A 20,169-nucleotide genomic window follows, 5' to 3' on the forward strand; every position below is an offset into this window, starting at 1 on the left:
GTTTTGTAATGCTCGGGATTTTTCCCGTATTTTTGCGGTGTGAATTTTCGATTTAAAAATGCGGAACAGAAAAGTGGTACCATCCTCATTTTCTGTTTGCTTTTGTTGCTGTTGATAGGTGGGGGACTGCTCGGTATTATCCATCATAAAATAGATCGACTGAATAAAAGGGTGCTGATAGACTTTGCCGATGAAAATATGTTGCTGCTGAATAAGCAGCTGGAACTGTTACAACAAGAACTGCTCACGTCTGAGAAAAGATTGGTGGATACGCCGTCAACCCAGATTCGTCGCGATTCCCTGTTTATTCTCATTCCTGCAAGCCCGTCGAACCGTGTGGACAATAGGCTATGGATACTGCTCAAAACGCGCACGATACAGCATCGCTTATACCATCTCTATATCGATATTGAAAAATTAAATGCTTATTTCGCCAATCGCTATTTTGGAAGAAGGGCTTATTTTGAAATATATAGTGATAAAGGGATCTGTATTGTTTCACCCGAAAACCGAAAATGGGGGCGTCCGAAAGATAGTGATGTTATCACACAAGGAAAAATCGTTAAGTCGGATTACTTAAAGCTGGATGTGATGCTTACTTCCTACCCCTGTTCGATTATTTTTGTAGGGGGTGAAATTCGGGTAAGTACTTTGCTGTTGACGATTGAGGAGGAAGTTCAGGGGGTGATGACCTATAGTATTTTACTTGGCGTAGGTCTGATGCTTGTAGCGATAGCACTTATCTATTTTAATGTGCTGGAACGTCGCAAGACTCAGCAGCTCAAATTAATAGCCCTGCAACAGGAAAATGAATATACGCAGATGCGGCTGGTTCAATTGCGGCAGCAGATCAATCCTCATTTTTTGTTTAATACCTTTGGTTCACTCCAGTATCTGATCGGTAAGGATAATGATCTGGCCAAGTCATTCGTCGGTAAAATGACGAAGGTCTATCGTAAAATGTTGCGCACCGATGACTCGGAATGGTCTTCGGTACAGGAGGAACTGGAACTGGCCAAAGCCTATTTCTTTTTGCAACAGGTACGTTTTGGAAAGGCTTTGAAAGATATGGAGATTTCCATTCCAATGGATATGATGGGGGCGAAGCTACCGCGGTTGACCTTACAGATGCTGGTGGAAAATGCCATTAAACATACAAGGATTTCGACGGAAAATCCACTTCAGATCCATATTGTTTATCTATCGGAGGCCAATATCATCAAAGTAAGCAATAACTGGCAGCCGCGGCAAGGGACTGAAACGGAAGGTGAGGGGTATGGGCTTAATTACTTGGCGTCTATGTATTCCCATTATACATTGGATGGCTTTGGTTATGGAACAGAAAAGGGCTGTTTTTTTGTCAATTTACCCCTGTTGGATCATTAAAATAGTACAGAAATAGGTCAGCTATATACGTGTTCATAGTTTTGGCACCCGTGTTCATACGTTTGAAACACGTGCTCGTCTCTTTTGAAGTGATTCTGTACAATATTTTTAACAAATTTGGCTCCTGATCTAGGAATTTAATTGCAAGATTAACCTAATCTTATTCGGATGAAATGATCTTCAGCTCAATAGCGCTTGATAAGAGACCTATCATGCGTAGCTGATGGTTTCAATGCCATTGAAAAACAAACCGGGTGTAACAAATGCATGTATGCTATTGAAAAACAGCACTCAGAAATAATTATTCTAAATGAACAACACTTATACCAAGCTAGCCCTAAGCCTCTTATTTTCGGCAGGCCTCATGCAATCTTGTTCTGTATTGCAAACTGTAGGTTTACGAAAAAAAGAGACTGTTACCTCTGCGAAAGATTCTACAGCCAAGAAAGATACGACGATTGCCTATGACAAATTGTTTAAAGACGCGCGTGTGGATAGCGGCATGTTTGCTGTGATCCGAAAAGAAAATAATTATTACTTTGAAATTCCATTGAAAAAAATGGGCCAGGACATTCTCCTGATCCAAAAATTGTCTTCCGTTCCCTTGGCGCTGAACGAGGCTGGTGTAAATAAGGGAATGAATTATGAAAATAAGGTCATTCGGTTTACCCTGCGCAAAGAGAAGAAAGAGGTATGGGTGTCCGAGATTAAACCGCAGGTAGAAGTGCCTAAAGACGATGCGATAGCCGCGTCGGTCTACGATAATTATCGCCCTTCTTACATTGAATCGTTCAAGGTGGAAAGTTATTCGAAAGACTCAAGTGCTGTGGTGATCAAAGTCAATAAAGTGTTTGATGGATCAGAAAAGAGCTTTACGGATGTTTTTACCGCTTTGGGCTTAGGTACCTCACCCAAAACGAGCATCTCAACGATCGAGGAAATTAAATCGTATCCCAATAATATTGTTGTCAAGTCGGTATTGTCGACAAAGGTAACTGAAGGAAATGAATCGGTGCCCGTTTCACTGGAAGTCACAAGTAACCTTTATGAACTGCCTGAAACCCCGATGGTGGCACGTTTTGCAGATCCACGTATTGGCTTCTTTACATCGCCGCGCTGGTATTTTAACGATAAACAACAGGAATTGGATAAAAAAAATCTGGTGAATCGCTGGCGTCTTGAGCCGAAAGATGAGGACAAAGCACGTTATCTAAAAGGTGAACTGGTAGAGCCGAAAAAGCCTATTGTTTTTTATTTGGATCCGGCAACGCCAAAGCAATGGCGACAGGCTATCATCGACGGGGTTCATGACTGGCAGGAGGCATTTGAGGCGGCTGGTTTTAAGAATGCGATTTTGGCCAAACAGCAACCTGACAGCGTCAAGTTTGATCCAGATGACGCCAATGTATCTTCTATTGTATATGCGGCATCAGCTCAGGCCAATGCGATGGGGCCATCTGTAGTGGATCCGCGTTCAGGTGAAATCCTGGAAGCTGATGTGATCTGGTGGCATAATGTGATGACGATCCTAAATAGCTGGATGCGGATCCAAACAGGTATCGTGGATACTTCGGTGCGCTCGAATGTGTTCTCGGATGAAAAAATGGCCCATGCCATCCGTTTTGTTTCTTCACATGAGATCGGACATACCTTGGGACTGATGCACAATATGGGGTCGTCGGCAAGTTTTCCAGTAGATTCGCTCCGTAGTAAAAGTTTTACGGCAAAAATGGGCGGTACGGCACCATCGATCATGGATTATGCGCGTTTCAACTACGTCGCACAACCTGAAGATGGTGTTGAACAGATTACACCCGTGATCGGAGCCTATGACAAATATGCTATTGGATGGGCTTACCGCTGGTACGGCAAAACACAGCCTTGGGATGAAATACCTTTGCTGCGGAAAGATATTGATGCCCATGTACATGACCCGATATATCATTACGGTGAACAACAAGATTCCAAAAATATTGTGGACCCAAGGGCACAGTCCGAGGATCTGGGTGACGATGCGATGAAAGCCGGTGAATATGGGATGAAAAATTTGCGTCGCATGATGCCGAACATCATTCACTGGACCACGAATACGGGAGATGACTATTATCGTGCAGGTAAATTATACATGGGCGTGGTTGGTCAATGGTATGCTTACGCTGACCATGTGCTCAATAATATTGGTGGTATTTATCTTGAAAATGCTGTTTTGGGCGACCAAAAAAATGCCTACAGCCCAGTACCCAAAGAGAAACAGGTAGCTGCGCTGGAATATTTAAAGAAAAATGTGTTTTACATGCCGGAGTGGTTATTTGTTCCGGAACTGATGGCGAAAACTTTTCCTTTGCGGGACTCGCCAATGGGACCGTTTGAATATGCACCTTATAATCTACAGCGCGAATTTCAATATGCCATGCTCTACAAATTGGTCAACGATGAGCGTCTATTGCGTATGGTCGAAATGGAGAACCTCTTTGGCGACAAGAAGGCATGGAGTGCACCTGCATTTTTGGCATCGGTACGCAAAGAGATTTTTGCAAAAACGCTCAGTGGACAGGCGTTGGATCTTAAAACACGCATGTTGCAACAGAATTACGTGGATGTACTGATGGTTTCTACGAATAAGTCCATGGAGAAATTAAATGCCAAGAAATTAGCAGGTATCGAACAATTGATCGAAGGAACTCAGCCTAATCTGTGTTTACATCAACATCATGCAGCTTCTGCGCAGACAGGTTTACGTAATGTACATGTAACGGGAATGATCCGTACATCGGATATGCTGACGTATAAACGTGCTGAATTGTATGAGATATACCAATTGTTGAAACAGAAACAACGGACTGGAGACGCCACAACAAAAGCACATTATATGGATCTGCAATTGCGTATTGCAAATACCCTAGAATTGAACTAATATATTAACATCTATTATATCAACATCTACCAAAATGAATAAGTTTTTAATACCGCTGACCTTTATGTGTGTGCAGATGGCACATGCACAGGAATCCAAGGAACTGAAAGGAAAGGTACTGGATGCGGTCACATTAAAGCCGGTCGTGGGGGCGACGGTGGTTGTCGAAAGTTCGGCAGTAGCGGAAGATATCGGCGTACCTAATCAGGTACAGCAATCTGCATTGGGCTCATTGACTGATGCTTCGGGAGAATTTCGCCTGAAAGTTCCAGGAAATTTAAAATACGTCACCATTAGTTATGTGGGGTACCAACGTATTCAAGTGCCGGTATTTCAGGATCACAAGACGATTTTGCTGCAACCGAGTGGTGAATCACTGGATGAAGTAATCGTAACAGGGTATACCGACATCAAAAAACGTAAAAATACAACAGCATATAATAAAATCAATGTAGCAGATATTAAACAGACTGGCGTTGCATCTATTGATGAGATGTTGGCCGGTCAGGTCGCAGGTTTACAATTAAGTAATCTGAATGGTGGGCCTAATAGCGCTCCACAGATTCGTATCCGGGGTACCGTATCACTCAATGGTACACAGGACCCGCTGTGGGTTATCGATGGATTACCCATAGAAGGGACAGAATTGCCAAATCGAATTGATAAGGATAACTTGAATAGTCTGAATAATCTTCCGATTGCAGGCATCAATCCAGATGATATTGCAGATATTACCGTATTAAAAGATGCGGCAGCAACTTCCATCTACGGCGCCCGAGCTGCTAACGGGGTTATTGTGATCACAACAAAAAGGGGGAAACCCGGGCCAGCAAAATTGCAGGTCTCAGCGAATACATTTGTGACGGAACGTCCAGATTTTAGTCATCTCAACTTGATGAATGCCAATGAGAAAGTAGACTTTGAGCTGCTGATGGCTAACCGTACCGATTTGAATTATCGTACGGGCAAGGGAGCGGTGATGCGTATCCTGGACAAAGCAAATGCACTGGATGCTTATCGCTCCGGTGGATTAGCGGCCTTGTCACCAGAAGTGCAGCATTCCATCAATCAATTGCGTACGCAGCAGACAGACTGGGGGAAAGAACTCTATCGTCAAGCAGTGAATCAGCAGTATTCAGCATCAATCTCCGGAGGAAATGATGCGCATCGTTACTATTTGTCAAGTGGATTTTATGATGAGAAAGCAGCTACAAAAGGAACTGACCTCCGTCGTTATTCATTGACACTAAATAATGATTTCAATATCAATGACCGCTTTAAAGCGGGAATCAATCTATTGGGATCAGTTTCAAATAGACAGAATCCAATCCAGGACGATGATGCATTTACCAATCCCAGTAGCTATATGCGCTTGGTTAATCCGTATTTGACCGTACGTGACCAATCGGGTAAATATAACTACGATCCGGATATCGAAGGCTATGAAAAAGATACTTACGTTCCTTTTAATAGCGTAGAGGAGCGAGAAAATACCAAATATGCATTAACGAATAAGGCACTGAAGGCGATAGGTTACCTAGAGTATACCATTATTCCCCAATTGTCCTTGCGTACCGAATTTGGCTTGCAATTTGATGAAAATAGCACCGAAAGATTTGCCGATCAGGAAAGCTATAATACCCGAAAATTGCGCGCTGCGACACGGTACTATGATTCAGCAACGAAAACGTTCAAATACTTTTTGCCAACAGGAGGTAAGATCGAGAATACAAGTAACAGTATCTTCCAATACAACTGGAAAACGTACCTCAAGTATACTAAAACATGGAACGATAAGCACGAGCTGGAACTCATGGGCGGAACAGAACTTCGTCGTAGTACAAATAAAATGATCGCGACCAAAGGTTTTGGATATAATCCCGCAACGTTAACCACACAGAATATTGTTTTTCCGAATAGTAATTATCAAGATGATCAACGTTTTGTTCAGTATAAAAAAGGACTTATCGAGAATTCATATGCCTCTTTCTATGGAAATGCAACCTATACTTTTGACCGTAAGTATAACCTGTATGGTAGCATACGCTATGATGGCTCAAATATGTTCGGGGTAGATCCAAAATATCGTTTCTTGCCAATCTGGTCTTTGTCCGGATCTTGGAATGTACTGGAGGAGGATTTTATCAAAGGAAAAACAGCTTTATCCGATCTTCGTGTGCGTGCCTCGTATGGTATTCAGGGGAATGTGGATCGTAATACCTACCCGTTTATCGTTGGAAAGTATGACAATTCGACCATACTACCTGGCTATCCGGAAGGCTCAGTTGTGGTTGATATGCCTGCAAATGATAAATTACGCTGGGAACGCACAAAATCTTACAATGCAGGGATTGACTTAGGTCTATGGAAAAATCGACTGAATATTACAGTTGATTACTACAATAGAACAAGCACAGACCTTATTGCAAATAGTGCTTTACCGATGGAGAATGGTTTCCAGGATGTGCAGGTCAACTGGGCTTCAGCGCGAAATCAGGGAGTAGAACTGACGATCTCGAGCCGTCAGATCCAGACGGATAAATTCTCCTGGTCTACGGATTTTAATATTGCCCACAATAATAATAAATTATTGAAGGTCATGAATAATCCCAAAGCCTATGCGCCCGACACACAGGAAGGCCGTCCGATCAGTGGTATGTATGTACTTGAAACAGCGGGATTGGATAAGGATGGTGTAATGCAGTTCAGAAATCAGGATGGATCAGTTTCGAGCTTTGAAGAGTTTTACGGATTATATGATCCTTGGGCAGATTTCTTACCGGGATATACCTCCCAAACGAGTATGACCGCAGCAGATTACCGCGCTAAATTTAAATACATCGGGAGCAAAGACCCGAAATTTGTAGGTGGTATGACCAACCGTTTCCGCTATGCGAATTTTGATCTGGCAATTTCAACTGTATTCAATTTAGAGCGTTGGGTAAACCGTACACCGACCTATAATCCGGCTAAAGTAGATCGTGGACAAAATTATACGAAGGATCTGTTGGCGGCCCTACAGGGCAACGCTGCTTTGCCTGCATTGGGAAGTATAAGTTCTGAGCTAAATGACCGATGGATGGCCTATGCCTGGTTGGAAAGCAACGACCCGATCAACTCCTTTAATCAGTATGATATCTGGGCCAAGAAAATGAGCTATGTACGTATCAATAGTATTCGCTTGGGATATACACTGCCGGCTGCCATGAGTAAAAAAATTGGCGCAAGCAATTTGCGCGTGAACGTAGAAGGACGCAACTTATTTGTTTTCGGAGCGAATTACGAAGGGTACTTTGATCCAGAGACCTACGGCAGCTATTATGCGCAGCCGATTAGCAAATCCTTTGCCTTTGGTCTTTCAGCAAGTTTTTAATCCTTTTAATTGAATATAATATGAAGAAAATAATTTATTTTGGAATGATCATGACCGCAAGCGCATTGACATCCTGCAATAAATATTTAGATATACAACCTGTAGGTACTGTCATCCCGACTTCGGAAAGTGATTTTAGAGGCTTAATGACAAGTAGCTATACGAGCTTCCCTGCCCATAAATCTTATTTGTCTTTACGTACAGACGAATTACTTCTGGACGAAAGTTCGACCGATGCAGCTAGGACCAAAGATATCTATCTCTGGAATGACCAGAACCCAGACCCGGCAACGACAGCGTATCCCTATCTTGCCTTTTACAAAAGTATTTTTTACAGCAATCAGATCATCAGTACCATTGATGAAAAATTGAGCAGTAATGCGACGGTAGATCAGATTAAAGGTGAAGCTTACCTCATGCGTGCTTACGCACATTTTGAACTGTTAAATCTCTATAGTGAGGTCTATTCAGCAAGCAATGTCGGTTTGCGTGGAGTTCCACTATCGACCAAAATCGACCTTGAACAACGTTTTGTTCCGGCAACTATAGGTGACTCGTATGCGCTGGTGTTATCAGATATGGAAAAGGGGACGGCATTGCTTACGGTAGATGATCAGGCCAAAGGCGCAAATTACCGATTTAGCAAGCGTGTGGCTTATGCGATGGCATCACGTCTTCATTTATACCGTGGCGAATGGAAGGCGGCTATGGAAGGCGCTCAGAAAGCGCTGGCGATAAATGACAAATTGGTGGATCTAAATGCGGTAGCAAGTTTATTGCCCAACGATTTTGAATCGGTAGAGGTAATTATGGCCTTGGAGAAAGTATCTATTCCCGAAGTTCGTTCGAGCTCATTTATTTCGCCCTCTTTGTTGTCGGCTTATTCGGATGGAGATCTAAGAAAAGGACGCTATTTCCAAAAAAGAGGTGCTGACTATGTCTCACTTAAAGGAGGAGAAAACCGTTTCAATGTGAGTTTCAGAAATGCGGATCTTTACCTGACAATTGCTGAATGCAATGCGCGTTTAGGAAACACCGCGGAGGCGTTAAAATATCTTTCCGCATTGAAGAAAAACCGATTCACGGCGGATGCTTATAGCAAAGAAACTAAAGCTGATGCCGGTTTGTCGAAAGACCAATTGCTGGATGCGGTGTTGCTTGAACGCAAACGTGAACTGGCGCTGGAGGGATTACGTTGGTATGATTTAAAACGAACAACGAGACCTACCATAACACACAGCAGTTTTGGGAGAACAATGACTTTGCAGCAAAACGATCCGCGTTATGTGATCCGTTATCCACAGGAAGCGATCAATAATAATCCAGATCTATTAAAATAAGGTCAATTTTTTTAATCCTTTATATATTAATCCATTTTCTTTCTTAGGAAATGGATTTTTTATTACATTCAACCCATGGGATGGAATATATTGATTGTTGAAGATGAAGACTGGGCTTTTGTAGGCTTAAAGGAGATGTTGATAGACCTTTATGGGGATAGCACATTGACTTTTACCAATGCAAAGGAGATCCAGGAGGCGGTGACGGTGATCAATAAACATCATTTCGACCTGATCTTTATGGACATCCATTTGATGGACGGGTTGAGTTTTGAAATATTTAAGCAGGTTTCGGTCGAAGTGCCACTTATTTTTACGACAGCCTATGAACAATATGCATTAGAGGCTTTTCAGCATCAGGGCTACGCCTATCTGTTGAAACCTTTCGATGTGGACGAACTTGTGCAAACCATGAAACGTATTGAGCTGCTGTTACCCAAAGCAGAGGTTCGTTTAAAACAGCGGTTTCTTGTAAAGTATGGTAATTTTTTAAAGTCTTTGGCGATTGCCGATATCGCTTACTTTATGGCCGAAGATAAAGAGCTATATGCGGTGGAAAAAGGGTCAGGCGTAGCCTATATCATTGAAGACAGCTTGGTCCACTTGGTCACGCAGGTAGATCCTTTTGCCTTTTTTCAGATTAATCGGAAATTTCTTATTCGTATAGATTCCATTCAGTCTATGTTGAAAATAAGTCGGAATAGAATTAAATTGGAACTAATTCCCCCAACTCCAAAGGGGATTGATGTTGTAGTTAGCGAAGAACGTTCTCCAAATTTTCAGCGTTGGCTGGATCAATAGCAGTTTGTTAGCTTGCTTACTTTCAGTTTATTGTCATTAGTTGGTTCTGTAATTAGTTGATTTTCATTTGTTTATTTTTTTTAAAAAAAATGTCTATTAAATTAGTATAGATTATATTATATTTGCGCCCTGTAAAATCTATCAATTTAGTAGATTTTTAGATATGCAGACTTTTGTCTTGTTTTTTGGTAAAATAATTACATTAATTTATTTATTTTCTATATAAGTATTATACTTAACTCATTTATTAATTATCCTTCATATGCACTCAACATTCAAATACATTCCTATTGTCGCGTTAGCTTTGTCTAGTGCGAGTGTGAATAAATTGTATGCACAGCAACGTTCCATTCAGGGAAAAGTGACCGATGCCAATACTGGGCAAGTACTTCCGGGCGTAAGTGTGCGGGTATCCGACCAAAATAAATCGACGCTGACCAACGCTAACGGGGAGTTTACGATCAATATCACAGGTAAAGATGACCCGTTCCTGGAGTTTTCTTTTATAGGCTACGAATCGCAACAACTGAGAGCCACGGGAAGTACAATCTCTTTGGCTTTGAAGCCGTCAAGTACAGATTTGGAAGAGGTGGTCGTAGTGGCTTATGGTACATCTAAGCGGTCCAACATCACGGGGTCGGTGAGTACGGTGAGTAGCAAAGCAATTGAGAATAGACAGGTATCGAATATTACAAAAGCATTAGAAGGACAGGTTCCGGGCTTACAATCGGTGGCATCTTCGGGGCAACCAGGTACAGGGGCTAGTATACGAATTAGAGGAATAGGATCTATTAATGCTTCCAGCGCACCTTTGTTTGTCGTGGATGGAAGCCCATATATGGGGGATATAAATTCATTGAATCCAAATGATATTCAATCAATATCGGTGTTAAAGGATGCCGCTTCCAGCGCACTTTATGGTTCACGTGGAGCAAATGGCGTTATCATTATTACAACAAAATCTGGTACAGCCTCGAGTGATACCAAGATCAATCTTAATTTCACACAGGGATATTCAACGCGGGCAGTTCGAGATTATGATCAAGTGACAACAGATGAGTATTTTCAATTGTATTGGGAAGCTGTGCGAAACAAGGAATTGTCCAATGGAAGAACCGCAGAGCAGGCTGCTAAAAATGCGAGTGCATTCGTATTGGAAGATTTAAATATCAATCCTTATGGCAGTCAATTTCCACAACCTGTCGGGTTGGATGGAAAGCTTGTGGCGGGCGCAAAAACCCTCTGGGATGATCCTTGGACTGATGTATTGCAGCGTACAGGTGTGCGAACACAGGCGGACTTGGGCTTTAGCGGCGGGGGAGCAAAAAGTACCTATTATATTTCTGGAGGGTATCTTAATGATCAGGGAATTGCAATTGAATCGGGATTTAAACGCTACAATTTACGTGCAAATCTTGATAGCAAAGTGAAATCCTGGTTAAATGTTGGGGTAAATATCGGTGGTAGCAGTACGTTACAAAAATATCCGCAATCCGAAGATAGCAATACTGCCAATATCATAAATTTTACGCGACTTGTTCCATCCTTTTATCCGTATTATGAACGGAACCCGGATGGCTCTTTTGTGCTTGATGCCAACGGTAATAAAGTGTATGATTTTGGCGAATATCGACCAAGCGGTGCTACTCCACGAAATAACCTAGCAGCTTCATTACCATTGGATAAAAATGATATTCGCAGAGACAACCTCTCAGCCAGGGCTTATCTGGAGGCGCTACTGACTAAAAATCTTAAATTGAAATCGACTTATAGTGTTGATTATATTAATGGGAATACACACGACTATGTTAACCCATTGCTTGGCGATGGAGTGAATACAGGTGGTTCTGTATCCCGTTCAAATGTTCGTACTGTATCACAGACCTGGAACAATCTATTGACCTATGAGAAGCAGTTCGGACTGAATTACATCAATGTGTTGGGTGGGCAGGAATACTATGCCTTTAATAGCAGTAATATCAGTGGAAGCCGTAATCGCTTTGTGTTACCCGGGTTTTATGAGCCTGCTGCTGCCTCACAGTTAAACGATTTTACCGGGTATAGTGATGAATATAGGTTATTGAGCTTTTTAGGAAGAGCGGAATATAATTACAATAGTAAATATTATTTATCCGCTTCATTGCGGACAGACGGTTCCGCTCGTTTTTCTAAAAATACCCGCTGGGGGACCTTTTGGTCTGTTGGTGGTTCATGGAAAATAGCACAGGAAGACTTTTTGAAAGATAAGACTATATTGGATCAACTGACTTTAAGAGCAAGTTACGGTGGGCAGGGGAACGATAATTTGTCTACTTATTATGAGTATCAAGAACTCTATGCTATTGCCAATAATAACGGTAAGGGAGGGACATACACCAGTAGGTTGGGGACGCCGGGTCTACAATGGGAGTCCAATCTTAATATGAATATCGGACTTGATGTTTCTGCTTTTAATAATAGAGTTGCCCTAAATGTCGAATATTATATTCGGAAGAGTAAAGATCTTTTGTTCACCATGCCAATGGCGCCTTCTACCGGTTATAGTGGATTCAGTGCTAATGCAGGGGCAATGCAAAATACAGGAATAGATGTCGACATCCATACGATACCTGTACGTAATGATAATTTTAGGTGGAATCTTGATGTTAATTTTTCTCATTTCAAAAACAAGATCACGTCTTTACCTAATAATAACAAATCGATCAGCACAGGCAATAAGCTAATGCGTGTCGGTGGAAGTTTGTATGATTTCTATATTCCTGAATGGGCAGGGGTGAATCAAAAAACAGGCTTACCGGAATGGTATGTGGCTGATGAAAATGGCCAGAGAACCGAAAATAAAACATCTGAATATGGAAAGGCCGGGAATGTTATTGGTTCAAGTTCCCTACCGGATTTGACTGGAGGTATTCAAAACAGTTTTAACTACAGAAATTTTGATCTTTCTGCATTTGTCAGTTTCAGTTTGGGCGGGAAGGTATTGGATAGCGATTATGTCCAGGTAATGCATAATGGTAGCAATCCTGGAAGAGCTTGGTCTAAGGAGATATTGGAGCGTTGGACACCTGAAAATACACAGACAGATGTGCCGAAGTTGACAACAGACAACTTGAGCTGGACATCGGCATCTACACGTTTTTTATACAGTGGTACCTATGCACGTCTTAAAAATGTAAGTTTGGGATATAGTCTGCCAGCAGTATTGACCAAAAGAATTGGTATCGAAAAATTACGCGTTTTTGTCACCGGCGAAAATTTATTGACTTTTTATGGTCATCAAGGTATGGATCCGGAGCAAACTGTGAATGGGGCTACTTATTTCCGCTATCCGGCAATGCGTACCGTTTCAGGTGGCCTCCAACTCGCTTTTTAAAACAATTGGATTGTTAATGTTAAGAAAATCAAATGAGAATCATGAAACTAAAAATTGCTTATATATTATTGGCGCTTTCATTGGCGAACACTGCTTGTAAAGATACTTTGGAGACGTCTCCGACAACGTCGGTACCGGCAGGTGAGATTTATAAAAATACAGACAATATTGCTACGGTGATCAACGGAACCTGGGGATACCTGAATGAGCAATATTCCACCTATGCCAATCCGGGATATACTGCTGTGATGCGAACGAGTGATGCCATGGGAAGTGATGTTGCTGTGACAACAAAATATGGGTATCGAGATGCGTATGCATTCACCGAATTGAGCAATAGCCGTTCGGGGCGCTCGTCCTTCTTTTGGACCTTGTTGTACAAGGTGATCGATAACGCGAATAATGTGATTACTAAAGTTGATGGCGCTGCCGGATCACAGGAAGCTAAAAATGTTTTGAAGGGACAGGCCAAAGTGTTACGGGCTTTTTCCTATCTTAATTTGGCTTCTTTTTATCAGTTTAGCTACTTAAAAGATAAAAATGCAAAATCAGTTCCAATTTATACTGAACCCAGTACGTTAGAGACCCAGGGGCATCCGAAAGCCACACTAGAAGAAATCTATAAACTTATCGTGCAGGATTTGAAGGATAGTGAAGCGCTTTTAGCAACAGCTAAACGAGAAGCGAAGTACGACATTAATATTGATGTGGTGAACGGGCTGTTAGCTAGGACATACCTACAGACCGGAGCGTGGAAACTTGCTGCTGAATATGCAGACAAAGCATCTCAAAATTACCCCTTGATGAGTGCTGCGGCTTATAACGAAGGGTTTAATGATCTTGGCAATTCGGAATGGATATGGGGACACTTACAGACGAACGAACAAAGTGGAGCGAGTTATACATTCCATTATCTGGATGTATCCTCTGCAGGATCTTATTATTATAGCTTTATGGCCGATCCCTATTTCAAGGAGTTATTTGATCGTGATGATATTCGTTCAGGTTTATTTGAGTGGGATGGTCTAAAGGGAAGAGAAGGTTTTTTACGTTATAAGAAGTTTAAATTTAAATCAAATTTGATCGGTGATATCGTATATATGCGTTCAGCTGAGATGCTTTTGATCGAAGCAGAGGGCTATGCGCGTGCCGGAGAAAAAGAAAAAGCGATAAATGCCTTGAATACATTGCGGAAAGCACGGAATGCAGCTTTATTTGTTGGAGATGATAATGCTAAGTTGATTTCAGAGATTTTGATTGAGCGCAGAAAAGAGCTTTGGGGAGAGGGATTTGCGCTGTCGGATATTATTCGTACACAAGGAAAGGTGGATCGGAAAGCGTATGTCGATGCTAAAGGAAATGCGATTATGGTAGATGTCGTTGGCGAAGATGGGGTCGTCAAAAAAGTGACCGGCAAAGGACATCGTGTTATCCAGTTTCCTAACGATACCAAATTTGTGGAAAATAGCCCTTATTATTTATTCTCGATCCCATTTTTGGAAACTGATCGAAATCCAAACTTGTAGGAGGCAAGCTGCTTATTCATATAAAAGCCGATGCATCTCTGTATCGGCTTTTTGGTGTTTATGCTTTTAAAATAGCCTTTGATATAGTAACCTTGCACTGCTTTTTTTCATAGTTCCTAGATCCGTATCTATTCGGAAAGTTGATTTGCTCCGATAGGTTCTTGATAGAAGTTACTGATAGTATACTTTTCCACATTATGTTAATAACTGTGTTAATAACATGTTTAGAAAAAAAGATGCTGTTATCAACAGTACTTATTAACATTATGTTGATAACCCTTCTTTTTCTTTGCCTTCTTACTTTTGTTCAACCAGATTATATAACCCGTGATGGGTAGGGAAGCACAAAAAAGGCTTGCGATAAAAGCAATAATCTTTGTTCCCATGCCGCCTATACTACCGGTGTGGATATCATAATTCAACGATCCCAGTTTATCACCGAGGCGTAAGTTCTCACCCGTTTTGATCTCCTTTAAACGGGCTTGTTTTCGGTCAAAATATAACCAGCTAAAGACACCGCTTCGTTTTTCGTACCGTCTGATTTGAATATCGACTTCTTGCTCTGTTTCTTTTTTCAGTCGGATGGAAAACATTTCAGCCTGCGGATAATTTTTGAGACTGTAGTGTAGTGCATTGTCCTGCAATTCTGCGTAAGGCAAGGGAATTAGTTTTGGGGCTGGTAGAAGAGTAGATGCCGCTTCCTGTTGAAAAAGATTAAATGTAGCGATATACGTCTTTTTGAATCCCGGAAATGCAAATGCCAAACCTGTAATCGCAAAAGCCAGTGCAATAAAAAGGCTATAGAAGCCAATTACATTGTGCAGATCGTGATTTAACCGTTTCCATTTCACCTTCGTATCTACCCAAAAGCTCCTGCGGAGATTTTTTCCCTTCCATTTTTTCGGCCACCACAATACGATTCCGCTCAGTAGAATGACAATAAATAGCGCCGTAGACCAACTTACTAAGGCATGGCCATATTTTTTCCCAAGCAACAAGTTGAGGTGGAGCTGTAAGACCAGTTGAAAAAACTCCGTCTTTGTGTTTTCAACCTGTTGCACCTTACCTGTATAAGGATTAATGAATACCCTTTTATAATAACGAAAGTAATTCCAGTGACCAAAGGCTGTCTCATCTGTTTTCATGGCACGAAATACCCAGGTTCGATTTTTCGCTGGATAGAGGTCTACACGAGAGATTTTTTGCCCATCTTCAAGATTACTTTGTGCATTGTTCAGTAAGGTACTTAAAGGGAGCGGATCCGTGGAGCTATCAACAGGAGCTATAAAATACTTTTCAGGATAAGCCCATAATTTGAGCTCATCCTGAAAGGTATATATACACCCTGTTATACTTAAAATGAGTACGATAACACCCGTGATTATACCGAGCCATTTATGCAGCCAAAGTATGCTAGATTTGATCATCTAAAATTTGTAATTGATATTAAAGGAAGCCATCATTCCCTGACCTCTTACGTATTCCTCATTTAATGCACGATATTGACTTACAACGGGGTAGTAGTTCGTGTTGAAAAGATTTTCAATACCTAGCCCCAATGACCATTGTCTGTTGATCTGATAATTACCATTTAAGTTAAAAAGATCAACAGATTTAACCGGCCCCTCGCTATTTTTATAAACACCTTTTTCGTTAGGCATGAAACGATCGCGCGCGCCGGTATGTACCCAGAATAATTGAAAGGTCAATGGTTTGATAGGGGTATAATATATATATCCCGTCGCTTTGATCGGAGCGATACGAGAGCCGTTGAGGTAGGATTTCGTACCGTCTTCTTTTTTCGATTTTCCCTCCACATAAGCATAAGTTCCACCTATCGTGAGCTGAGGACTGATTGTCGCACTTAGGGCTACTTCATAGCCATAAACATCCTCAGGAAGTCGTTGTGGCATTAGATAACCACCAATGTCTACAAGTTCTACTCCCATTTTTGAAGTACTGTAATAGTAAGAAGCAGCTAATTGGAAAATACTATAGTTGCTAGAAAACCCGACTTCATAGTTATTGGTGATGATGGGATCTGTTTTCAGACTATCCAGGTCGTTGTCCGTTGCCCTGCGGACAATTCTGCCAAGCTCATTGATAGCAAAACCCTGTGAAAAGCTTATGAAAGGGTTAAAGAAAGAATATTTATTATAACGGAGGCCGGCATTGAACGTGGCTCCTTTATACGGTATTTCACCGCCTTTGACAGCAATACTACCTTCATTATTCGGTCCGGTAGCAATGGTGTTGAAATCTTTGATTTTTACGGTTGCATTTTCATAACGGACCCCACCTTTGAAGATTAGATTTTCGAGAAAATCAATTTTTACTTGAGCATAGGGCGCCACGTTCAGCATATTCATATAGGGAATATAGACCCTGCCGTCCGTCAGGTTTTGATCCGTAACATCATTCAGGAGATCAAGTCCGTAAGTGACATCTGCGTTAGAGCCAAATACCTGAAATGGCGTGTTGAGATTGATCCGTAAACCTTTTTTCTCGGAGTTGATCTGTGTCTGGCCGGGACCATACCAGGCCGATGCTTTTTCGACATAACGATTCATGGACCGAAAGGTGTTGTAATAGGCCGATGCAACGAGAGAGGTGGAGGCAAAAAGATTATTTTTGGTATACGTCAGCATTGCATTGTGATTGTATGGCGTACCGGCAGGTTTGCCTGGGTCATCACCTTTTACTCCGATGGTCGGGGACTGTCCATAGACACCTGTCTGGCTAATGTATCTGTTGTGCTGGTTGCTTCGATAAAAATTATATACTGCGGATAGATTGGAACTGCTATCGATGGTGTAGCCGATTTTGAGAAATGCATTGTATTGATAGGTGTTTGAAAGACCATCTGTTTGACCAAGCGGTGTCCCATCTCCATCGCGTTGAAGGCCCACATAATCTGCCGATCCGCTGACGGTGTAATCCCAGCTGTTTTTTCGGCCATATAATGTTTGGACCGCACGATAGCCTAATGTTCCGGCACTGTTTATAGGATTGAAGGTTGTCCTCAGGCTGGTAATTCCTTGGATGGGAGCTGAATCTTTTGCTGGATTGCGCGTGATGTAGTTGATGATCCCACCAGCTGAGCCATTGCCATAGATGGATGTTGCTCCTTTTATAACTTCCACACGCTCAATAACACTAGGATCAATGGTGCGTAGATCACGTTGGCCGTTCATTAATGGTGTGGATTGGGGAATGCCGTCTATTAAAACCAGTACGGATCGTCCACGTAAGGTCTGACCCGAATTGGTTGCTTTATTGGTCGCTGTTCCCAGCCCGGGAATTGTATTACCAAGTATTGTGGAAAGATTGGTGCTGATCTGACTCTGTGCCTCGATCTCTTTTGTGGTTAAGATGGATACAGAGGAGGGAACAGTCGATATACTTTCGGCTTTACGGCCGGCAGTAACAATAATCTCGTCTAAAATCTGCGTTGCATTTAACTGGAATAAGAGAGGGCCGGTGAGTGTATCTAAACGCACTGTTTTTTCAAGAGGAGAAAAACCGGTATAGGAAACACGAAATTGAAGCGGACTATCCGATGGCACTTTACTGAGCTGAAATTGCCCGTGCTGATCGGAATATCCAATGTTTTTTCCATTGAGTTTGATATTGGCTTGAGCTACTGGTTGATTTTCTTTGTTTTTTACGAGGATAGATAACTCTTGTGCATGTAACTGCGTCCCGAGAAGGACAAGGGTTCCCGCTGCGAACATCATATATCGTGTTCTATTCTTCATGGTAGTTTATTTAGATCAAATATAAATTGGTGCAAATATAGAATATTTAATATTTCTTCATCAAAAAAAACTGCTATTTTTTCTCGTAAAATTCTAATATAGTGGCTGTCTCTATAGCGACTTTCTCATTTACAAAATCTCCGAAGATAAATCGGAATTCGATTTGGAGTGTCTCTCTTGATCGCTATGAATATGGAAGAATATAGTGATGTTGTGTTGTCATACATTGACAGTCATGAAAAATTTATACGGCCTGGTTAAGCGGTATATTTTATTTTCTTCATTTTGAGTATATATTTTGTTTACAATTTATTGATACAAGATAGCTATTTTAGCAGGGTATATTTCAATAATCAAAGGTAGATGGCTGTTTTAGGATCCAATTATATACGCTTGAAAGCAATTTCTGTCGTTCTATTATTATTTTTTTTCAGTTTCTTGGATACCCGTGTTTTTGCCCAAAGCACTCATTGGTTGAATTTTGAATCTGCGGAAGCGATGCGGGCACATTTCCGCTATGCTGAAGGAAAGAAAATCATCAGTGGTCATCGGGGGACGATAGAGGATGGTCTTCCTGAAAATTCGATTGCGGCTTTTGAAGCTGTATTACGTAAGACTCCGGCTATATTTGAAATAGACCCGCGTTATACCAAAGATAGTGTTGCCGTATTATTGCACGATGCAAACCTGGAACGGGTGACCAATGGAGTAGGGCGGGTATCAGACTATACTTGGGCTGATCTACGTAAACTTCGTCTGAAGGATCATGCGGGAAATATAACCCAATATCCTATCAATACCCTGGATGAAGTGATCGCATGGGCAAAGGGAAAAACCATTTTAAATCTTGATAAGAAAGATTTGCCACCGTCAGCAACCGCGGCTATATTACGGAAACATCAGGCCTATAGCTGGGTTTGGGTAACTGTACATAACGTTGAGCAGGCGGCCTACTATCTGGCCCAACATCCAGACCAGTATATGTCTATGCATATCAAAGATCAGTCTGCTTTAGCTAAATTTAAAGCATCAGGATTACCTTATGACCGGATGATTGTCTATATAGGAGCCGAGCTAAAAGAGTCAAATACAGAAATGTACCGTTTTTTTAATGCAAAGGGAGTCATGTGCATGATCTCCTCCGCTTCTACTTATGATAAGCAGCCAGAAAAGGTTGAGCGGCAGAAAAAATATCGGGCGATATTTGCCCAGGGGGCATCCATTCTAGAATCTGATTTACCAATGGAGTTGGCAGATGCAATTGATTAGTCCAAATCGACGTTATCAGCCAGAAAATTAAAATAATTTGGTGATTCCTCTTCAAAAATTTCCTTTCCTTCCATCATATAGGCGCGAAGAAGATATTCTTGTGCAGACTCTGTATTGGCTGTTTCGAGGTAACACTGCCCTAACCGCAGCATGATAAATGGATTTTCATAGGCATTCTCGATGATATTGCCTTTGGCATTTTCAAAGTGTGGAAGTGCGTTTTCGAAGTCGTCCTCTAAGAAATAAGCATCCCCAATGGAGGCTTCCAGCCAAAGACTTTCAGCGTGGACATTTTGTGGACTGGGGATTAAATTGAGCGCCTCAGTCCAAACCCTAATTGCTTCGCGAAAGTTCTCTTCATCACAATAAGCATTTCCCTCTTCACTCAGTTGGTCGATTTTGTCTAATATTTGATCATCCATGGCATTT

General features: G+C 41.6%; 11 protein-coding genes. 8 read left to right on the forward strand and 3 right to left on the reverse strand.

What is annotated here, in order from left to right; translation table 11 throughout:
- Positions 1-39: 39 nt before the first annotated feature.
- The 7 genes from DCO56_RS25160 (at position 40) to DCO56_RS25190 (ending at position 14,713) form a co-directional block, all read left to right on the forward strand.
- Complete coding sequence (locus DCO56_RS25160) at positions 40-1,386, forward strand: sensor histidine kinase (protein WP_108636458.1); 1,347 nt, start codon at positions 40-42, stop codon at positions 1,384-1,386.
- Between the two features lie 310 nt (positions 1,387-1,696).
- Positions 1,697-4,300, forward strand: a complete 2,604-nt coding sequence (locus DCO56_RS25165; protein ID WP_108636459.1) for a zinc-dependent metalloprotease — start codon at positions 1,697-1,699, stop codon at positions 4,298-4,300.
- A gap of 34 nt (positions 4,301-4,334) precedes the next feature.
- Entirely contained in the window at positions 4,335-7,673 is a 3,339-nt protein-coding gene (locus tag DCO56_RS25170) for a SusC/RagA family TonB-linked outer membrane protein (protein ID WP_108636460.1), read from the forward strand.
- A 20-nt stretch (positions 7,674-7,693) separates the two neighbouring features.
- Entirely contained in the window at positions 7,694-9,013 is a 1,320-nt protein-coding gene (locus tag DCO56_RS25175) for a RagB/SusD family nutrient uptake outer membrane protein (RefSeq protein WP_108636461.1), read from the forward strand.
- A 75-nt stretch (positions 9,014-9,088) separates the two neighbouring features.
- Positions 9,089-9,814: a LytR/AlgR family response regulator transcription factor gene (locus DCO56_RS25180; protein ID WP_108636462.1), complete on the forward strand. Its 726-nt coding sequence runs from the start codon at positions 9,089-9,091 to the stop codon at positions 9,812-9,814.
- Between the two features lie 262 nt (positions 9,815-10,076).
- A complete protein-coding gene (locus DCO56_RS25185) occupies positions 10,077-13,187 on the forward strand; it encodes a SusC/RagA family TonB-linked outer membrane protein (RefSeq protein WP_108636463.1) in 3,111 nt (1,036 codons plus the stop codon).
- A gap of 41 nt (positions 13,188-13,228) precedes the next feature.
- Entirely contained in the window at positions 13,229-14,713 is a 1,485-nt protein-coding gene (locus tag DCO56_RS25190) for a RagB/SusD family nutrient uptake outer membrane protein (RefSeq protein WP_108636649.1), read from the forward strand.
- A 245-nt stretch (positions 14,714-14,958) separates the two neighbouring features.
- Here DCO56_RS25190 and DCO56_RS25195 read toward each other — a convergent pair whose 3' ends face one another.
- Together DCO56_RS25195 and DCO56_RS25200 are read right to left on the reverse strand one after the other, a co-directional pair.
- Complete coding sequence (locus tag DCO56_RS25195) at positions 14,959-16,140, reverse strand: PepSY-associated TM helix domain-containing protein (RefSeq protein WP_206531814.1); 1,182 nt, start codon at positions 16,138-16,140, stop codon at positions 14,959-14,961.
- Complete coding sequence (locus DCO56_RS25200) at positions 16,141-18,471, reverse strand: TonB-dependent receptor (protein ID WP_108636464.1); 2,331 nt, start codon at positions 18,469-18,471, stop codon at positions 16,141-16,143.
- 363 nt (positions 18,472-18,834) lie between these two features.
- On the opposite strand from DCO56_RS25200, the gene DCO56_RS25205 reads away from it, so the two are divergent.
- The gene (locus DCO56_RS25205) at positions 18,835-19,740 is read left to right on the forward strand and encodes a glycerophosphodiester phosphodiesterase family protein (RefSeq protein ID WP_108636465.1); all 906 of its coding nucleotides are present in this window, start codon (positions 18,835-18,837) and stop codon (positions 19,738-19,740) included.
- Here DCO56_RS25205 and DCO56_RS25210 read toward each other — a convergent pair.
- Positions 19,737-20,162, reverse strand: a complete 426-nt coding sequence (locus DCO56_RS25210) for a tetratricopeptide repeat protein (protein WP_108636466.1) — start codon at positions 20,160-20,162, stop codon at positions 19,737-19,739. The genes DCO56_RS25205 and DCO56_RS25210 overlap by 4 nt on opposite strands.
- Between the last annotated feature and the right edge of the window lie 7 nt (positions 20,163-20,169).

The sequence above is a fragment of the Sphingobacterium athyrii genome (assembly GCF_003071065.1).
In the GTDB taxonomy this organism is placed as follows: domain Bacteria; phylum Bacteroidota; class Bacteroidia; order Sphingobacteriales; family Sphingobacteriaceae; genus Sphingobacterium; species Sphingobacterium athyrii.